15 protein-coding genes are annotated in these 17,451 nt (G+C 65.7%); 8 read left to right on the plus strand and 7 right to left on the minus strand.

The features are described from left to right. The first annotated feature begins 3 nt into the window (after window positions 1-3). Window positions 4-1,056, plus strand: coding sequence for a putative FMN-dependent luciferase-like monooxygenase (locus tag ACTIIH_RS08210; RefSeq protein WP_441451376.1), 1,053 nt, complete (start codon window positions 4-6; stop codon window positions 1,054-1,056). 1 nt (window position 1,057) lies between these two features. Next, window positions 1,058-2,395, plus strand: a complete 1,338-nt coding sequence (locus tag ACTIIH_RS08215) for an alkylhydroperoxidase domain protein (protein ID WP_441451377.1) — start codon at window positions 1,058-1,060, stop codon at window positions 2,393-2,395. Between the two features lie 70 nt (window positions 2,396-2,465). Here ACTIIH_RS08215 and ACTIIH_RS08220 read toward each other — a convergent pair whose 3' ends face one another. Next, window positions 2,466-2,885: a DUF779 domain-containing protein gene (locus tag ACTIIH_RS08220; RefSeq protein WP_441091096.1), complete on the minus strand. Its 420-nt coding sequence runs from the start codon at window positions 2,883-2,885 to the stop codon at window positions 2,466-2,468. 482 nt (window positions 2,886-3,367) lie between these two features. On the opposite strand from ACTIIH_RS08220, the gene ACTIIH_RS08225 reads away from it, so the two are divergent. Beyond that, complete coding sequence (locus ACTIIH_RS08225) at window positions 3,368-3,592, plus strand: hypothetical protein (protein ID WP_441091097.1); 225 nt, start codon at window positions 3,368-3,370, stop codon at window positions 3,590-3,592. 17 nt (window positions 3,593-3,609) lie between these two features. Here the strand turns inward: ACTIIH_RS08225 and ACTIIH_RS08230 are convergent, their stop codons facing one another. Next, a complete protein-coding gene (locus ACTIIH_RS08230) occupies window positions 3,610-4,680 on the minus strand; it encodes an AI-2E family transporter (RefSeq protein ID WP_441451378.1) in 1,071 nt (356 codons plus the stop codon). Between the two features lie 94 nt (window positions 4,681-4,774). Here ACTIIH_RS08230 and ACTIIH_RS08235 point away from each other — a divergent pair, with 94 nt between their 5' ends. Continuing rightward, a complete protein-coding gene (locus ACTIIH_RS08235) occupies window positions 4,775-7,357 on the plus strand; it encodes a M3 family metallopeptidase (protein ID WP_441451379.1) in 2,583 nt (860 codons plus the stop codon). Next, window positions 7,338-8,105, plus strand: a complete 768-nt coding sequence (locus ACTIIH_RS08240) for a queuosine precursor transporter (RefSeq protein ID WP_441451380.1) — start codon at window positions 7,338-7,340, stop codon at window positions 8,103-8,105. Before ACTIIH_RS08235 ends, ACTIIH_RS08240 begins: the two co-directional genes overlap by 20 nt. Window positions 8,106-8,323: 218 nt before the next feature. On the opposite strand, the gene tgt is transcribed toward ACTIIH_RS08240, so the two are convergent. Next, a complete protein-coding gene (tgt, locus tag ACTIIH_RS08245; protein WP_441451381.1) occupies window positions 8,324-9,580 on the minus strand; it encodes a tRNA guanosine(34) transglycosylase Tgt in 1,257 nt (418 codons plus the stop codon). A gap of 21 nt (window positions 9,581-9,601) precedes the next feature. Here tgt and mmuM point away from each other — a divergent pair, with 21 nt between their 5' ends. Next, complete coding sequence (gene mmuM / locus ACTIIH_RS08250; RefSeq protein ID WP_441451382.1) at window positions 9,602-10,540, plus strand: homocysteine S-methyltransferase; 939 nt, start codon at window positions 9,602-9,604, stop codon at window positions 10,538-10,540. A 39-nt stretch (window positions 10,541-10,579) separates the two neighbouring features. On the opposite strand, the gene ACTIIH_RS08255 is transcribed toward mmuM, so the two are convergent. After that, a complete protein-coding gene (locus tag ACTIIH_RS08255) occupies window positions 10,580-11,587 on the minus strand; it encodes an isopenicillin N synthase family dioxygenase (RefSeq protein ID WP_441091103.1) in 1,008 nt (335 codons plus the stop codon). A gap of 146 nt (window positions 11,588-11,733) precedes the next feature. Between ACTIIH_RS08255 and ACTIIH_RS08260 the strand changes: the two genes are divergently transcribed. Further along, window positions 11,734-12,339, plus strand: coding sequence for a flavin reductase family protein (locus ACTIIH_RS08260; RefSeq protein ID WP_441091104.1), 606 nt, complete (start codon window positions 11,734-11,736; stop codon window positions 12,337-12,339). Window positions 12,340-12,357: 18 nt separating this feature from the next. Here the strand turns inward: ACTIIH_RS08260 and ACTIIH_RS08265 are convergent, their stop codons facing one another. Next, window positions 12,358-13,764: an FAD-binding oxidoreductase gene (locus ACTIIH_RS08265; protein WP_441451383.1), complete on the minus strand. Its 1,407-nt coding sequence runs from the start codon at window positions 13,762-13,764 to the stop codon at window positions 12,358-12,360. A gap of 2 nt (window positions 13,765-13,766) precedes the next feature. Beyond that, a complete protein-coding gene (locus ACTIIH_RS08270) occupies window positions 13,767-14,828 on the minus strand; it encodes an aminotransferase class I/II-fold pyridoxal phosphate-dependent enzyme (protein WP_441091106.1) in 1,062 nt (353 codons plus the stop codon). 214 nt (window positions 14,829-15,042) lie between these two features. Here ACTIIH_RS08270 and ACTIIH_RS08275 point away from each other — a divergent pair, with 214 nt between their 5' ends. Next, window positions 15,043-16,518 (plus strand): malate:quinone oxidoreductase, encoded by a 1,476-nt coding sequence (locus ACTIIH_RS08275; protein ID WP_441451384.1) that lies wholly within the window; start codon window positions 15,043-15,045, stop codon window positions 16,516-16,518. 82 nt (window positions 16,519-16,600) lie between these two features. On the opposite strand, the gene ACTIIH_RS08280 is transcribed toward ACTIIH_RS08275, so the two are convergent. Then, a complete protein-coding gene (locus tag ACTIIH_RS08280) occupies window positions 16,601-17,425 on the minus strand; it encodes a bifunctional allantoicase/(S)-ureidoglycine aminohydrolase (protein WP_441451385.1) in 825 nt (274 codons plus the stop codon). Window positions 17,426-17,451 lie beyond the last annotated feature (26 nt).

The raw sequence follows: 17,451 nt of genomic DNA on the forward strand, positions 1-17,451 counted from the left end.
ACCATGACCCTGCAACCCACCGACACCCAGACGACCGGACCGAAGCTCGGATTCTTCACCCGCCTGCTCGAAGATGCCCCGGCCGCAGACCGCTATCGCTTTGCCCTCGAACAGATCGAGGCGGCCGAGGACTTCGGCTTCCATTCGGCCTGGGTCGCCCAGCATCACTTCTCCGCGGCCGAGGGCGGACTGCCGTCCCCGCTCGTCTTCCTCTCCCACGCCGCAGCCCACACCACCCGGATCAATTTGGGCACCGCGATCATCACCCTGCCGATGGAGAATGCCGTGCGCGTGGCCGAAGACGCCGCCGTCCTCGACGAACTCTCCGGCGGTCGCCTCGAGATCGGTTTGGGCTCGGGCGGGAACCCGAAGTCGTTCCCCGCCTTCGGCACGAGCTTCGATGAGCGTCGTGAGGTCTTCGCCGACAATCTCGCGACCCTGCGCACACTGTTCTCAGGCGACCGGCTGCCCACCGACCATGGTCTCTACCCTGCTCCCGCTGGGCAGCGTCCGAGCCTCGAGCGACGACTGTGGCAGGCGACGTTCTCCTCAGGCGGTGCCGGTGCGGCGGGCGCTGCCGGTGACGGTCTCATGCTCTCGCGGACTCAGCCGCGTCCCCAGGACAATCCGGCGGCACTCCTCGACGAGGTGCAGCTGCCGGTCATCGATACCTACCTCTCACAGCTGCCCGCGGGGGCCGAACCGCGCATCCTCGCCTCTCGTACCGCCGTGGTCGCCGATGCCGAGGATCTGCCCCGGCTGCGCGAGATCACCGAACCGGCGCTGCGGGCCGAGGCCGACCGCCTCGTCGGCTATGACACCTCCGGACTCAGCCTCGATGAGCTCCTCGTCGCCACCGACACCTACCTCGGCACGCCCGAGCAGGTGAGCGAACGTCTGCAGCATGACCGCGTCCCCCATCGGGCTACCGACGTCAGCTTCCAGGTGCACTCGGTGCCGGCGACGAACGAGACCGCGCTGCGGTCCATCGAACTGCTGGCCACTGAGGTGGCACCCGCGCTCGGGTTCTCCGTGACCCAGGAGAAGGTGCGCTGAGATGGCCGATATCATCAACCTCCTCGCCGGAATCGCGGCGAACGATCCGCTCGATGAGCTGCGCGACCACCGGGCGCAGGCGAAGGAGAACGCGCAGCTGAGTTTCGAAGCTCTGCTCGAACCCGCTGATCCGAAGAACGTGAGCTTCCGCGACCGTTATGCGGTCGCCGCGTTCACCGCGGGTCTGCTCGGTTCCGCGCGGGCCGAGGAGTTCTACCGTGATCTCCTGCGTGACGAAGACGAGTCCGCATCCTGGGCGGTCGCCGAACTCCTCGACGAGGCAACCGCTGCGGGTTCGGTCAGGCGCGGTCCTTACGGAGTCTTCGAATCCGCGGCGTTGGCCGAAGAGAACGTCCCCGGGCCGTGGCTGACTGCCGCCGAGGCGACGGCGGCGAGAATCGGTGAGAAGCTGACGGCAGGACTCGAATTCGCTCATCTTCTCGTCCTCCATCCGCGCGACAGCCGCCCGGGTCACCTCGCGCTTCTGCTCGAGGCGGGATGGGACGAGGACGGCATCGTCACCCTCGCTCAGCTCGTGTCGTTCCTCAACTTCCAGATCCGCATCAGCACCGGACTCGCCGCGCTCACCGATGCGGCTTCAGCGACCGCGGATGCCCAACCGCACCAGGTGGACCGGTCAGAAGGCGAATCCGCGAACGAGACGGACGATGCCGACGACAGCCTCGCCTCGGCGAGGGTGGACGAAGCGCTGCGGGCCGTCGGAGATCGGGTGAAGACGTATCCGAATCTCCACCGCCCGAAGCTGTTCCAGCAGGGTGGGCTCGGGTGGGTGCCGTGGATCGCTCCCGTCGCCGAGGCGGACCTCAGCGATGACCAACGGGATGCCCTGATCGAGGCCGGACGGGCGAAGAACCCGTACTTCCGGCTGCTGGCGAGGGATCCTGCCGCACTCAAGGCACGGACCCTGACCGACTTCGACATCTTCTTCAACACCACCGACGGACTCGGGCGGGCCGAACGCGAACTCGCCGCGACCGCGGCCTCGCGGCTCAACGGGTGCCTGTTCTGTGCGTCGGTCCACGCGGATCGGGCCACCGAGGAATCCGGGCGTCGGGACGTCGTCCAGCGCCTCCTCGACGAGGGAATCGGCACGAAGAGCCGCCTCGGTGATCAGGCGTGGGATGCCGTCGTCGATGCCTCAGTGGCACTGACCCTGACCCCGCAGGCGTTCGGCCTCGCACACGTCGAGCGGCTGCGTGCGGCGGGTCTGGACGACGGCGACATCATCGACGCACTCAGCTGTGCCGCCTTCTTCAACTGGGCGAACCGACTGATGCTCTCCCTCGGCGAGCCGGAGCAGCTGAACGCCGGGAAGTGACCTCATCTCGCAGGCGCGGTGGCTACACGCGTTCTGCGGCATCGATTGTGTTCCCCGGTCGCGCCTCGGCTCAGCCGACGTCCATGAGCGTCGAGCGGATGATGAAGCGGTTTCCCGTCGGTGATTCGACGCTGAAGCCGCTGCCGCGTCCGGGCACCACATCGATGGTCAGATGCGTGTGCTTCCAGTACTCGAACTGTTCGGTCGACATCCAGAAATCCAGTCCGGCCTTCTCGGCATCGTCGATGGGCAGGTCGAAGTGGCCGAGCAGCACATCAGCCTCGGAGGTGAGGAAGTCGCCTTCGGGGAAGCACATGGGCGACGAGCCGTCACAGCAACCACCGGACTGGTGGAACATGAGCTGTCCGTGTTTGTCGACAAGGTCGGCGAGCAGGTCGATGGCGGCCTGAGTCATCGCCACTCGCGATTTCTCTTCGCCCTCGATCGTCGGTGTCGATTCGAGAGCGGCTGTTTCGGTTGTTTCACTCATCAGAAGAATCCTTAAGCATTTTCGGAGTAGCTGACCAGCAGGTTCTTCGTCTGCTGGTAGTGGTCGAGCATCATCTTGTGGTTCTCACGGCGGCAACCACTCTCCCCCGGTGCAGTTCGCATAGCGGAGCGTGACCGTGACGAGCGCGCCGTCGGCACCGGGCGCTGAGCAGACTGCCATGACACTCCTTCGTGTGGGTCCATCCACCAGCATCACGCGCCTCGTCGGGTGCCGCTCGGAGGCGCGGAGCGGATATGTCTGTGTCCTCTCATCCTAAGCCGGAACCCAGGCGCGGACAACAGCCGTTGAGGAAGTTCGCAGGTGGCACCCTGCCAGGGAGAAGTCGCATATCGTCGGCGGGAATCCGAGAAGATGTCGATGCGGTCGTCAGGCTCTAGGCCCCCGCTCTACGGCCCGCTTCAGTCATGGGCACCTTAGACTCCACGTCGATGCGCCGGTACCCCGTTGCTAGACTCAGCCCCATGAGCGAGCCCGATTCCCCCGTCCTCCGACTGATCCCGTATCTCGCGGCGATCACCGTCACGGTGTTCGCCACACTGTCAGTGGTCGGCACGGGGGAGTCCAACCTGCTCGTCACGCTCGTCGTCGCAGCAGTCGGCTATTTCGGCACATATTTCATCGTCAAGCTCATCATCCACGCCCTCGTCACCCGGATCGGTTCCGACCACCACGACGACCACGACTGACAGTCGGCCAGCCGCTCCTACTTCTTCGCCTGCGCCGGGACGACGACCTTGCGGATGATGATGAGCGCCGAGGCGGCCACCGGCACCGCGACCACCGCACCGAGCACGCCGCCGAGGGTTCCGCCGGCGATCGCGGCGATGATGACGAGGGCACCGGGCACGTCGACAGCCTTGTTCATGATCCGTGGGCTGAGCAGATACGCCTCGACCTGCATGTACACGAGGTAGTAGATTCCGGCTGTGATGCCCAGCCCGGGCGAGACCATCAGGCAGGACGCGGTGATGATGATCGCACCGGTGATCGGACCGACCAGGGGAATGAGCGAGGCGAGGAACGCCACGAACGCCAACAACGCTGGCAGCGGGGCGCCGATGATGGTGAGGAAGATCGCCGAGCATACGCCGTTGATGACACCCAGCGACACCTGACCGAGGACGTAACGTCCGATGGATCGGGTGACCTCCTCGGTGACGGATTCGACCGTCGGTCGCGATGAGGCCGCGACCAGGGAGAACATCGCGGATCTGATCGTCGGCATGGACACGGCGAAGTAGATGGTGAGGATGACGACGATGATCACGCCGGTGAGGAAGCTCAAGATCCCCGCCCCGATCGACACGACGCCGCCGCCGAGGGAGAGCACATTCTTCGGATCCGAAGCCCAGTCCGAGATGTTGGCGAACACCGCATCGATGTCGATCGCGCCGGTGAACTGCTCCTCGAGTTCGGTGACCCACCCGGTCGTGGCGAGGTTCGCCACGATTCCGGGCAGATCCGCAATGAACGTCTGGATCTGACTGATCACGGCCGGAGCGATGAGCAGCGCGACGCCGACGACGATGAGGATGAAGGCCACGACGACGATGAGCACCGACAGCGACCGCGGTACCTTGCGATCGACGAGCCACTGCACGATCGGTTCGAGCCCGAGGGCGAGGAACAGCGCCAGACCGATGTAGATGATCACGGTCGCCACGGACTGCAGCGCCGTCATCACCAGGATCGCCAACCCGACGCCCAGGGCGCCGGTGAAACCGAGCCGGAACGCGCTGTTGAGTGTGAGGGACTTGCCCTGCCCAGTGCCCATGGAAACCAGTGTAACCAGCGATCATGCACCGGACGGTCGACTCGCGTTAGGATCGGAGCGAACCCTCAACCGCTAAGAAAGTGAATCGTCGAGAATGAACGCAGATCCGAACAGCATCGATGTCTGGGAAGCGTTCCTCGACCCGCAGACCGACTATTCGCTACCCGACTTCGCCGCAGTCACCCCGGAGACGCTGCTGACCGCGGTTCACACGGCCACCGATTTCGCCCGCGCCGAGGTGGCTGCCATCATCGCCGACGATTCCGAGTCCACGTTCTTCTCCACCACCGTGAGATTCGAATCCGCGTCCGTGCCGATGACCCGCATCGCCTCCGTCGCGGCAGCCATCGAGTCGAATCATCTCCGTCCCGAACTCACTGACGCCATCTCCGAGACCTGGCAGCTCCTGTCGGCCACCCAGACGGAGATCCTGCTGAATGTCGACCTCTTCCACCGCATCGAACAGGTCTCGGTCTCCGACCTCAACCCTGAGGACAAGCGTCAGCAGGAATTGACCATCGATCAGTTCGTGCGTGCGGGAGCCCGCCTCGGCGAAGAAGAACGCGAGCAGATGGCCACGATCGCGGCCGAACTGACCACATTGGAGAACTCCTTCTCCCGCGCGCTGCAGCTCGATACGCGCGAATTGGCCGTCCACCTCAGCGAGGCCGAATCCTTGGCCGGGATGAACGACGATCAGATCGCGGCAGCGGCGAATCGTGCCGCCGAACGCGGTGTCGACGGCTACCTGCTGCCGCTGAACAACTTCACCCAGCAGCTCGTGCTCGAATCCCTCGACACCACCCAGACCCGCCGGCATGTGCTGAATAATTCGATGGCCCGCGGATCCCGCGGCGGCGACGGCGACACCCGCACCCAGGTCGCCGACACCACGGCGCTGCGTGCGCTCAAGGCGCATCTGCTCGGATACCCCTCTTACTCGTCCTTCGCCATCGACAATCAGACGGCCGGCAATCCGGACGCCGCTGCAGACATCGTGTCCTCCCTGATCAACCCCGCCAAGGCTCAGCTCGACGAGGAGCTCGGCCTGGTTCGGGACCGCTACGGACTCGACGACGTCGCGCCCGAGGACGTGAAGTACTACCTCGCGAAGTACCGGGCCGACGAATTCGGCATTGACCCCGACGAGATGGCCAAGTATTTCGAGTTCGACACCGTCCTCACCGAAGGCGTCTTTCGGGCCGCCACCGGCCTGTACGGAATCACCTTCGCCCCCTACGACGGCGTCACCGCCTGGCATGAGGACGTCCGCGCCTATGAGGTCACCGACGTCACCGAACGCCCCCTGGGACTCGTCCTCATCGACCCCTACGCCCGGGACACGAAACGCGGCGGAGCCTGGATGGACCAGCTGGTTCCCGCCTCCCGGCTGACCGGTCTGCTGCCGGTCGTCACACTCTCGCTCAATCTCGCCAAGCCCGGACCGGGCCGGCCCACCCTGCTCAACCCGACCGAGCTGACGACCCTGTTCCACGAGTTCGGACACGTGCTCCACGGACTGTTCGCGAACTCGACGTACCCGTCGACGGCGGGCACAGCGGTCCCCCGCGACTACGTCGAATTCCCCTCGCAGCTCAACGAGATGTGGGGCTTCCACCCGCAGGTCCTCCCACATTTCGCCAAACACGTCGACACGGGTGAGCCGATGCCGGCCCAACTCGTCGACGCCCTCATTGCCAGCGAGAAGTTCGGGCAGGGCTTCGACACCATCGAATACCTCGCCGCCGCGATGCTCGACCTGTCCTGGCATTCGCTCGAGGCCGGTGAGCACATCACCGATGTGCTGTCCTTCGAATCCGAGGTGCTCGCCGCCGCCGGCTTCTCGCCACTCGTGCCGCCGCGTTACCGGTCGACCTACTTCGGGCACATCTTCGCCTCCGGGTATGCGGCGGGCTACTACTCCTACCTCTACTCCGAGGTCATCGCCGCCTGGGTGAGCGAATGGTTCGAATCCCAGGGCGGCCTCAACCGGGAGGCCGGAGATGCCTTCCGCGAGGCGATCCTCGCCCCCGGCTATTCGGTCGACCCGATGGCGGCGATCGAACGCTTCTTCGGCACCCGCCCGGATGTCGCCCCGTTGCTGCGCCGTCGCGGCCTCGCGGAACCCGTCACCGAGGTCGACGGGGAGGACGAGGTGGAAACGACCGAGACCGAGTCCGGAGCCGCCTCGGCGAAGTGGGACCACCCCAACCACGAGGCGGTCGCCGCTGATCTCGCGGCTGCGGGCATCGATCCGCGCATAGAGATCTTCGACGGTTCGACGCCGACGGCGGCCGCGGCGGCCGAAGCGCTGGGCATCGAGGTCGGGGCGATCGCGAACAGCCTCATCTTCTCCTCCGGCGGCGACCCCGTGCTCATCATGGCCTCGGGCGCCCACCAGGTCGACACCGCACATGTCGCCGAACTCATCGGCGTCGACTCCCTCGACCGGGCGTCGAAGGAACTCGTCCGCGAGGCCACGGGGCAGGTCATCGGCGGGGTCGCTCCCTGCGGACACCCGGAGCCGATTCCCACCTATGTCGATGTGTCGCTGAAGGACTATCCTGTTCTCTGGGCCGGCGCGGGGACACCGAATTCGATGGTGCCTCTGACGTACGAGCAGCTGCTCACGGTCACCGGAGGGAAGGAAATCACCGTTGTCGCAGAAGAGGCCTGAGGCTGAGTCCGGACGTTCCGAAGCAGAGTCTGGGCAGCCGGATCGCACCACCGATCCGGCGCACACCACCACCTCGGCTGCACGATTCGCAGCTTTCGCTTCCTCCCGGGGCCGCTACTACGCGGTCTTCCTCGCCGTGTTCTGCACGGTGCTCATCATCTCGAACATCTCGGCCACGAAGGTCATCGGCTTCGGACCGATCGTCACCGACGGCGGCGCGTTCCTCTTCCCCATTGCCTACATCCTCGGCGATGTGATCAGCGAGGTGTACGGCTTCAAAGCCGCTCGCAAGGCCGTGATCACCGGTTTCGCCCTGCAGATCCTGGCCACCTTCGTCTTCTGGCTCGTGCTCATCTCGCCTCCGGGACCCGGTTACGAGAACCAGGACGCGTTCGCCGCCGTGCTCGGCTTCTACCCTCGCATCGTCGCGGCTTCCCTCGTCGGGTATTTCGTCGGCCAGCTGCTCAATTCATGGGTGCTCGTGGCGGTCAAGAAGCGCATGGGCGAATCGAAGCTGTGGGTGCGTCTGCTCACGTCGACCGGTGTCGGCGAATTCGTCGACACGCTGCTGTTCTGCATCATCGCGTTCGCCGGGGTCATCCCGGGGCTCGACTTCCTCAACTACATCATCGTCGGCTTCGTCTACAAAGTCGCCGTCGAGATCATCTTCCTGCCCGTGACCTACCGGGTCATCAAGCTCGTCAAGCGCCACGAACCCAGCTACGAACTCGACAAGGCCCGGGCTTAGGCCGACCGGACGCAGTGCGGCCGGCCTTGTACGAGAGGGGGCCGACGGCAAGTGTCATCGAGTTTCGTCCCTGGTCTCATCGAGTTCCGTCCCTGAACGCATCGACTTCTGATCAGGTCATCGGGATTGAACTCGATGCGCTGATCAGAGGTCGATGACTCACCTGCGGGCGGCAGCATGTGGGGCCGGAGCGACCGCAGCGTTCGCCGAAAGCGCGCCTACTTCTTCGCGTAGTACCGGCCGAGGACCTCGGTTTCGAGCTCGTCGAACCGGCCGCCGACAATCGACTGCCGGATCTCGGCGACGAGCGAGACGACGAAGTGCTCGTTGTGGATGGTGCACAGGGTGGAGAAGAGCATCTCCTTCGCCTTGTACAGGTGCCGCAGGTACGCCCGTGAGTAGTTCTGGCACGTGTAGCACGTGCAGTCGGGATCGAGCGGGCCGAAATCACGGCGGTACTTCGCGCCGGTGAGGTTGTACCGGCCGTCGCGGGTGTAGATCGCGGCGTTGCGGGCCACGCGGGAGGGCGAGACGCAGTCGAAGGTGTCCGCGCCGGTCTTGATCGCTTCGAACAGGTCGTCGGGTTCGGAGATGCCCAGCAGGTGCCGCGGTTTGTTCTCCGGCAGCTCCTCGCACACCCAGCGGATGATGATGCCGAGGTTCTCCTTCTCCAGCGCCCCGCCGATGCCGAAGCCGTCGAAGTCCATCGCCCCCAGGTCCCGGGCCGCCTTGCGCCGCAGATCCTCGTACTGCGCACCCTGCAGCACCCCGAAGAGGGCCTGGTAGGGCCGGTGCGACCGCGCCTCGGTGAGGCGGAAGTGCTCGTCGATGCAGCGGAGCGCCCACAGCCGGGTCCGCTCGAGCGATTCCTCCTGGTACCCGCGGGTGTTGACCAGCGTGGTGAGCTCGTCGAAGGCGAACATGATGTCGGCGCCGAGTTCATGCTGGACGCGCATCGAGATCTCCGGGGTGAACCGGTGCATCGATCCGTCGAGGTGGGACTTGAACGTGACCCCATCATCGTCGACGTTCGACAGCCGTTCCTTGCCGACGGCGACGAGTTCGTCGTTCTGCTCCCCCGTCGACTCCATCGAGATGACTTTCTTGAACCCCGAGCCGAGACTCATCACCTGGAATCCGCCGGAGTCGGTGAAGGTGGGTCCGGGCCAATTCATGAATTTCCCCAGCCCGCCGGCCTCGTCGATGAGGTCCGAGCCCGGCTGCAGGTAGAGGTGGTAGGCGTTCGAGAGCACCGCCTGACCGCCGAGTTCGGCGACCTCGTCGGGGCGCACCGCCTTGACCGTGGCCTTCGTGCCGACGGGAATGAACGCGGGGGTCTGGATGTCCCCGTGCGGGGTGTGGATGACTCCGGTGCGTCCGCCCGTGTCCAGACGCGTGCCCACCTCGAAGCCGAACTGCGATCGGTCGTTGATGGGCGCGGTCTCGGATGTTGCCGGAGTTTCGTCTGTAGTCACCAGACAAGCTTAACTAAGTCCATGACGTTCACCCAGATGCTCACCCACGCCGAGGCGGCCGCCCCCATCGTCATCGACGGCGGGCTGGGCAGTGCCGCCGAGGATCGCGGCATCGACCTCGACCATGCGTTGTGGTCGGCCGAGCTCATCCGCCGTGATCCGGACACTCTGCTCGCGGTGCACACCGCCTTCGCGCACGCAGGAGCCCGAATACTCACGACCGCAAGCTACCAGGCGACGCCGCTCGGGTTCGCCGAGGCGGGAATCAGCGCCGATGAGGGCAGCCGGATCATCGGCGACAGCGTGCGAATCGCGCGGGCTGCGACAGATCACAGTGCCGCACCAGGCACTAGAATCCTCGTCGCCGGGTCCGTTGGCCCGTATGGTGCGGGGCTCGGCGACGGCAGCGAGTACACGGGAAGCTATCACCGGAGTCCTGAGGATTACACCGCCTTCCATCGTCCGCGCATCGAAGCCCTCGCCGAGGCGGGCGCGGACCTGCTCGCCATCGAAACCCAACCGCGCCTCGATGAGATCCGCGCACTCATCGCCCTGGCCGAGGAGACCGGCCTCCCGGCTTGGGTGACAGTGACTCTACAGGGCACCACGGACATGACCGCCCCCACCATGCCCGACGAAAGCACCCTGGCGGACCTCGCCGAGGCGGTGGCCGCCTCGGCGGCGGTGAGGGCGGTCGGAGTCAACTGCGTGCCACCATCCCTCGTCGCCCCGGCGCTGACCGAGCTCGCCGCGCACTCCGAGCTGCCGCTCATCGCCTACCCGAATTCAGGCGAGACCTACGACGCGACCGCCATGCAATGGCGGGAAGACGGCACAGAGGCCGGTATCGGATCGTGGCCGCTGAAGCCGTGGGCCCGCCTCGGTGCCCGCCTCATCGGCGGCTGTTGCCGGGTGCGTGCGACGGATATTGCGGGGCTGGCGGAGCAGACTGAGCGCTGAGCGCTGAGCGCCCAGCCCTGACCGATTTGGCCAGAGACCTCAGGGCGTGGTGCTCACGTGCTCCGGGTAGAACTTCTCGGCGACGTTCGGGTGGGAGCGGACGCGGGACATGAACGCGTTCTCTCCGTAGACCGAGTGCAGCGCGTCGAGTTCGTCGACGGAGACTCCGCGAGCCTGCTCGGCGAATTCGGCGGGCAACTCGACCGGCGGCAGCTGTGAGCTGAGCGCAGGGTTGAAGAAGAACGGAATCGAGATCCGATCCTCGCCGGGCTTCGTCGGCAGCACCCGATGGACGGTGGCCTTGAGGTAGCCGTCGGTGGCGACTTCGAGGAGTTTGCCGATGTTGACGACGAAGGAGTTGGGAATCGGGTCGGCGTCGATCCAGCCGTCGTCGGTGAGCACCTGCAGACCCGTCGTTCCTGGCTGCGGATAGAGCAGGGTGAGGGTGCCGCCGTCGCGGTGTTCGCCGACGCCCTGGGTGACGGTGTCGTCCTCGGCCGCGGGGTAGCGGACGATCTTGATGAAGGATTCGGGATCGGTGGCGAACGCCTCGTCAAAGTGGTCGGCGCTCTGGCCGAGGCTGAGTGCCCAGTCGCTGAGCAGTCGGTTGCCGACCTCGCTCAGCCGGGCGTGCCACGAGTCGGTGACCTCCCGCAGTTCGGGCAGTGCCTTCGGGTACTGGTTGGGGCCGGTGAGGTGGTCGTAGTCGTGGACGGGTTCGGCCACGGGTGCGCGTTCGGGTCCGATGTCGATCTGTTCGCGCCAGTCGACCTTGCCGCGGGTGCGTTCCCCGCCGGTGCGGGTGTAGCCGCGGAAGTGGGGCGAGTTCGTGTTCTCGATCGCGAGCTTGTCAGCCTCGGGCAGGGCGAAGAACCGCTGAGCGGTGTCGATGATGCGGGAGAATTCGGCGTCAGGGAGGCCGTGGCCGGTGAGGTAGAAGAAGCCGATCTCGTGGGTGACACGACGCAGCTCGGCGCGGAAGTCGGCCGCGGTCGCAGGGTCATCGGCGAGGCTGAGGTCGAGGACGGGCAGCTGGGTGAGAGTCACGCCATCACGGTAGACCGCGACAGGTTGCCAGTGTGTGAGCGGTGTCACGGAACGCCACACTCCGTCATCATCTTGTCACGGACGAAACCAGACAGAGACCGTCCCGCACAGTGCGCTCTCCCGGAACACCTGCTTGAATAGGTCGGGTGACCCACTTCTATCGCCCGTCCGAGGGCCACCGCCTGCCGCACGACCCCTTCAACGCCATCGTCGCGCCGCGTCCCATCGGCTGGATCGGCACCCTCGATGCCGACGGCCGTCGCAACCTCGCGCCCTATTCGTTCTTCAATGCGCTGAACTACTCTCCACCGCTCGTAGGCTTCTCCAGTAACGCGTGGAAGGACACCGTCGCCAACTGCCGGGAGACTGGGGAGTTCACGTGGAATCTCGTCACTCGGGCCCTCGCCGAGGCGATGAACGCCTCGTCGACCACCGCTGAGGTCGACGAGTTCTCCGCCGCAGAAGTCGAGGCGGCCGAGTCCGTGGAGATCTCTGCGCCACGCGTGGCAGCCTCACCGGCGACCTTCGAATGCCGAGTCACCCAGATCATCGACCTCCGCACCTCGGACGGCGAAGGCTCGGGTTCGTGGTTCACCGTGGGCGAAGTGGTGGGTGTCCATCTCGACGAATCCCTGCTCGACGACGGGATCGTCGACACAGTCGCCGCCGAACCGGTGCTGCGCGGCGGAGGACCGACCGCATACTTCGGGATCCGCTCGGATCAGCGTTTCGACATGCGTCGACCGGGCTGAGTTCGATCACCCGAGGTCTCAGCCGAGCATCTTGCCCGGGTTGAGGATCCCCAACGGATCCACCGCCGCCTTGATCGAGGTCTGCAGCGCCCGCGCACCCTGATCGAGTTCGCGCATCAGCCAGTCCTTCTTCAGATATCCGACTCCGTGCTCACCCGTGATCGTCCCACCCAGATCCAGACCCAGCTGCATGATCTCAGCGAACGTCTCCTTCGCCTCGGCCACACTCGCGGCATCGGAGGCATCGAAGAGCACACTCGGATGCATATTCCCATCTCCGGCATGCCCGGCCGTAGCCACCTCCACCGTGTGCGCAGCTGCGATCTCATCCAACCGGGCGAAGAACTCGCCGAGGCGGGACCGGGGAACACACACATCATCGATGAGCTCTCCTCCGCCGAGGCCAGCAACGTACTTCTCCATCGCCGGTGACACCGCCCGCCGAGCCGCGACGAACATCTCCGAATCTGCCGGATCCTCGGAGAAGAACACCTCATCAGCCCCCTGGCCCTTGGCGATCGCCTCGAACGATTCCAGCTCGGTCACACCGGCAGGGCCCGGAGCATCGGACTGGACAAGCAGCAGTGCACCGGCCCCATCGGGCAGACCGAAATCCCCATACGCATTGATCATGCCCACGGTGCCTCCGTCCATGAGCTCGAGCAGCGACGGCGCCGCACCGGAGGCCATGAACTCAGAGACCGTATGCCCGGCCGACTCCATATCCGCAAAGATCCCGACACCGGTCACCGGCGGCGCCAACAAGGGTTTCAGCCCCAAAGTGACCTCGACGATGACGCCCAGAGTGCCCTCGGAGCCGACGAACAGACCCGCCAGATCGAGACCGGCCACACCCTTCGCCGTCTGCCGCCCCAACCGAGTCACGGTCCCATCGGGCAGGACCACCGTCATGCCCCGCACATAGTCCCGCGTCACCCCGTACTTCACACAGCACATGCCGCCGGCGTTCGTGGCGACGTTCCCACCGATCGTCGAGATCGCCACCGACCCCGGATCCGGCGGATACGACAGACCACGCTCGGCCAGAGCCTGCTTGAGATCCTGGTTGATCACACCCGGTTGGACCCGGCACGTCTGATTCACCTCGTCGATGTCGACTATCGCGTCCAGTTTCGCCACGTTGAGCAGGATCGCCCCGTCCGTGGCGTTCGCCGCCCCCGACAACCCCGTCCTGGCACCCTGAGTGACCACGGGAATCCGATGCTCGGTGGCGAAACGCATCACCGCGACGACATCATCGACACTGACCGCCCGGACCAGGGCCGCCGCCTGGCCGACCGGACAGAACAGGGCCTTGTCCGCCGAATACGAATCGATGACGTCACGGTCGGTCACCAACCCTCCCGGACTCAGCTCGGCGGCGAGGCCGGACAGATCCGCAGTCACTGCAGCGTCTGCACTCATCGTCACAGCGACGCAGCGACCTTGAGCACGCGCTCGAGTGCCTCATCGGGGCCGATGCTCACACGCACGCCGCCCTGCAGGCGACGCACGGCCACGGCCTGCTTCGCACACTCGCCTTCGAAGGCGACGGCCGCCTCGGGGTCGAGTGCGATCCACACATAATTGCCCTGAGCGTCGGGCACGGACAGGCCCAGCTCCCGCAGATCGTGCGCGAACCGGTCGCGCACCGCAGCGATCTCCTTCGCACGCACGGCCACCTCGTCGACCCGGGACAGCGATTCCCGAGCCGCGGCCTGAGCGCCGGCGGTGACGGAGAACGGAGCGATGACCTGTCGCATCGCCGAGGCGATCTCGACGTCGGCGATGCCGTAGCCCACACGCAGACCCGCCAGGCCGTGCGCCTTCGAGAAGGTGCGGGCGAGCACGAGATTCGGGTGCCTCTTCCGCGCGGCCAGACCGTCGGCCGCCTCGGTGGCGAATTCGAGGTACGCCTCGTCGAGGACGACGACGACGGACTCGGGCACCTCGGCGAGGAACCCGTCGAGTTCGGCGTCCGTGATCGTCGGACCGGTCGGATTGTTCGGCGAGCACAGCAGCACGAGGCGAGTGGTGTCATCGATCGCCGCAGCCAGACCGGCGAAGTCGTGGCGACCGTCTGCCAGGAGATCGACGGGGCGCTTCTGGGCACCTCTCGCCGAGGCGAGGATCGGGTACATCTCGAACGACGGCCACGGATAGACCACGGAGGTGCCCGCCTCGAGGGTGATGTTCGTCAGCGCCGTGAGGACCTCGGAGGCACCGGCGCCGGGGACCACCTCGGCGGGTTCGACATCGAGGTGGGAGGCGATGTCGGCTACGAGCGCGGCCGCGGTGGGATCGGGGTAGTTCCCCGGAGTCGCCGAGGCGGTCGCCACCGATTCGACGATGCCGGGCAGCGGCGGCAGGTGATTTTCGTTCGAAGACAGTTTGAACGGGGTCAGGCCCGGGGATGCGACGGGAGGCTTGCCGGGAACATAGGGAGGGAATTCGGCCAGCGCGTCACGGAGCAGGAAACGTTTGGACATGTGCCCATAGTTGCACACCTTGTGGCGAGCAACACAGACTGTCTTGCCAAAGCGTCCGAATGGTCGGATTCCGACGGCTGGTGCGGACACTCATCCGCTGTGAGAATGCTCTCGGAACGGGCTGTTGCCACTGCCCGGGTTACAGGAGTGCTGATGCCGGAGAGTACCCTGAGAGACGAATACACGTAGTCAGAGACGAGGAATGAGAGTCCAAATGCCCTCACCGCAGGAAAAAGTCGACGTCGTCTTGATCGGCGGCGGCATCATGAGCGCCACTCTGGGCGCCATGCTGACCGAACTTCAGCCCGAATGGGACATCCGTGTCTACGAGAAGCTCGACCATGTGGCCACCGAGAGCTCGGGTCCCTGGAACAATGCCGGCACCGGCCACGCCGCACTCTGCGAACTCAACTACACCCCCGAGGACTCCAATGGTCAGATCGACCTGAAGAAGGCCTCGACGATCAACCAGCAGTTCCACCACTCGCGCCAGTACTGGTCGCACCTGGTCGACACCGGTGTCATCACCGACCCGAAGTCGTTCATCAATCCCGTCGCCCACGTCAGCTACGGCCGCGGCGACAAGGGCCGTGACTACATCAAGAAGCGCTACGAGACGATGGTGCGCAACCCGCTGTTCGCGGACATGGAGTACACCGACGACCCGGCGACTCAGGCGGACTGGCTGCCGCTGATGTTCGAAGGCCGCGGACCGGGACAGGTCAACGGCATCTCGCGGATCAAGAAGGGCACTGACGTCGACTTCGGCTCTCTGTCGACTCAGCTGCTCAGCTACATCGCCGACAAGGGCGCGACCGTGCGCACCAGCCACCAGGTCACCGATCTGCAGCGCTCCTCCGACGGATGGACTCTCACCGTCAAGGACCTGCTCTCGCACGAGACCCACCAGGTGGGCGCGAAGTTCGTCTTCGTCGGCGCCGGCGGCGGCGCGCTGCCGCTGCTGCAGAAGTCCGGCATCCCCGAGGGACGCGGCTACGGCGGCTTCCCGGTCTCCGGAATCTTCCTGCGCACCGGCAATGAGGATCTCGTCGCCCGCCACCAGGCGAAGGTCTACGGCCAGGCGGCGCAGGGCGCTCCCCCGATGTCCGTGCCGCACCTCGACACCCGTGTCGTCGACGGCAAGGACTACCTGATGTTCGGACCCTATGCCGGCTTCTCGCCGAAGTTCCTCAAGAAGGGCCGTTTCACCGACCTGCCGTTCTCCGTGCGCGGGAACAACCTCGCCACGATGCTCAACGTCGCCAAGGACAACACGGATCTCATCACCTACCTCCTCGGCGAGCTGGCTGCGACGAAGAAGGCGCGCTTCGAGGCGATGAACCAGTTCATCCCCAACATCGACCCATCCGACTGGGAGTTCATCCAGGCCGGTCAGCGCGTGCAGGTGATGAAGAAGGATCCGAAGAAGGGCGGTGTGCTCCAGTTCGGCACCGAGCTCATCTCATCGGCCGACGGTTCGATCGCCGCCCTCCTCGGCGCCTCGCCGGGTGCGTCGACGGCGGTGCCGATCATGATCGAACTGCTCAAGACCTGCTTCCCGCGTGAGTACGCGGGCTGGGAGAAGAGCTTCAAGAACATGATCCCTTCGCTGGGCCGCGACCTCGTCGACGACGAGACGCTGCTCAAGGAGGTCTCCGAGTACACCTCCCGGACGCTGCAGCTCATCTGAGTGGACTGACACACTCAGCCGACTGACAAAGACAGAAGCGGCTGGCCGGAATCCGTTCCGGCCAGCCGCTTCATCGCGTCTCTCAGAGCTCGACTTGGCGGTTGACGTCCTTGTAGAGAAGGTAGCGGAAGCGTCCGGGACCGCCGGCATAGCAGGCCTGTGGGCAGAAGGCGCGCATGGAGATGAAGTCACCCTCCTGCACCTCGACCCAGTCGCCGTTGAGACGGTAGACGGCCTTGCCTTCGAGCACGTAGAGGCCGTGCTCCATCTCGTGCGTCTCCGCGAACGGGATGACCGCTCCGGCCTCGAACGTGACGATGTTGACGTGCATGTCATAGGCGAGATCGTCCGGGTCGAGCGGACGGGTCGTGCGCCAGCGTCCGTCGGTGCCGGGCATCGGCGAAGGCTCGATATCGGCTTCGTTGCCGAACTTCGCCTCCGGGGTCAGCCCGGCCACGGGCTGGTAGCGTTTGCGCACCCAATGGAAGCGGGCCGCCTCGGTGCCGGTGGACGTCGCCGACCACGTCGATCCGGCGGGCAGGAACGCGAACCCTCCCGGGGTCAGCGTGTGCGCGGTGCCCTCATGAGTGACCTCGAGCGTTCCCGCCATGACGAAGAGGAACCCCTCGACCTCGGGCTGCGGTTCCGGCTTCTCGGAGCCGCCCCCGGGGGCGACTTCGAGGATCGTCTGCGAGAACGTCACCGCTCCCCCGGCCACGGGCTTGCTCAGCACCCACGACCGGGTCCCGGTCCATTCGGGCAGATTCGAGGTGACGATGTCGCGCAGCACTCCGCGCGGGATGACCGTATAGGCCTCGGTGACGAGAGCACGGTCGGTGAGCAGATCGGACTGCGGCGGGTGTCCGCCGGTCGGGGCCCAGTAGGTGTACGGGTCGGTCGTCGTCATGGGCGGGGTCTCCTTCGGTCGGTGGT

The organism is Brevibacterium sp. (assembly GCF_052105255.1).
Classification (GTDB): domain Bacteria; phylum Actinomycetota; class Actinomycetes; order Actinomycetales; family Brevibacteriaceae; genus Brevibacterium; species Brevibacterium linens_B.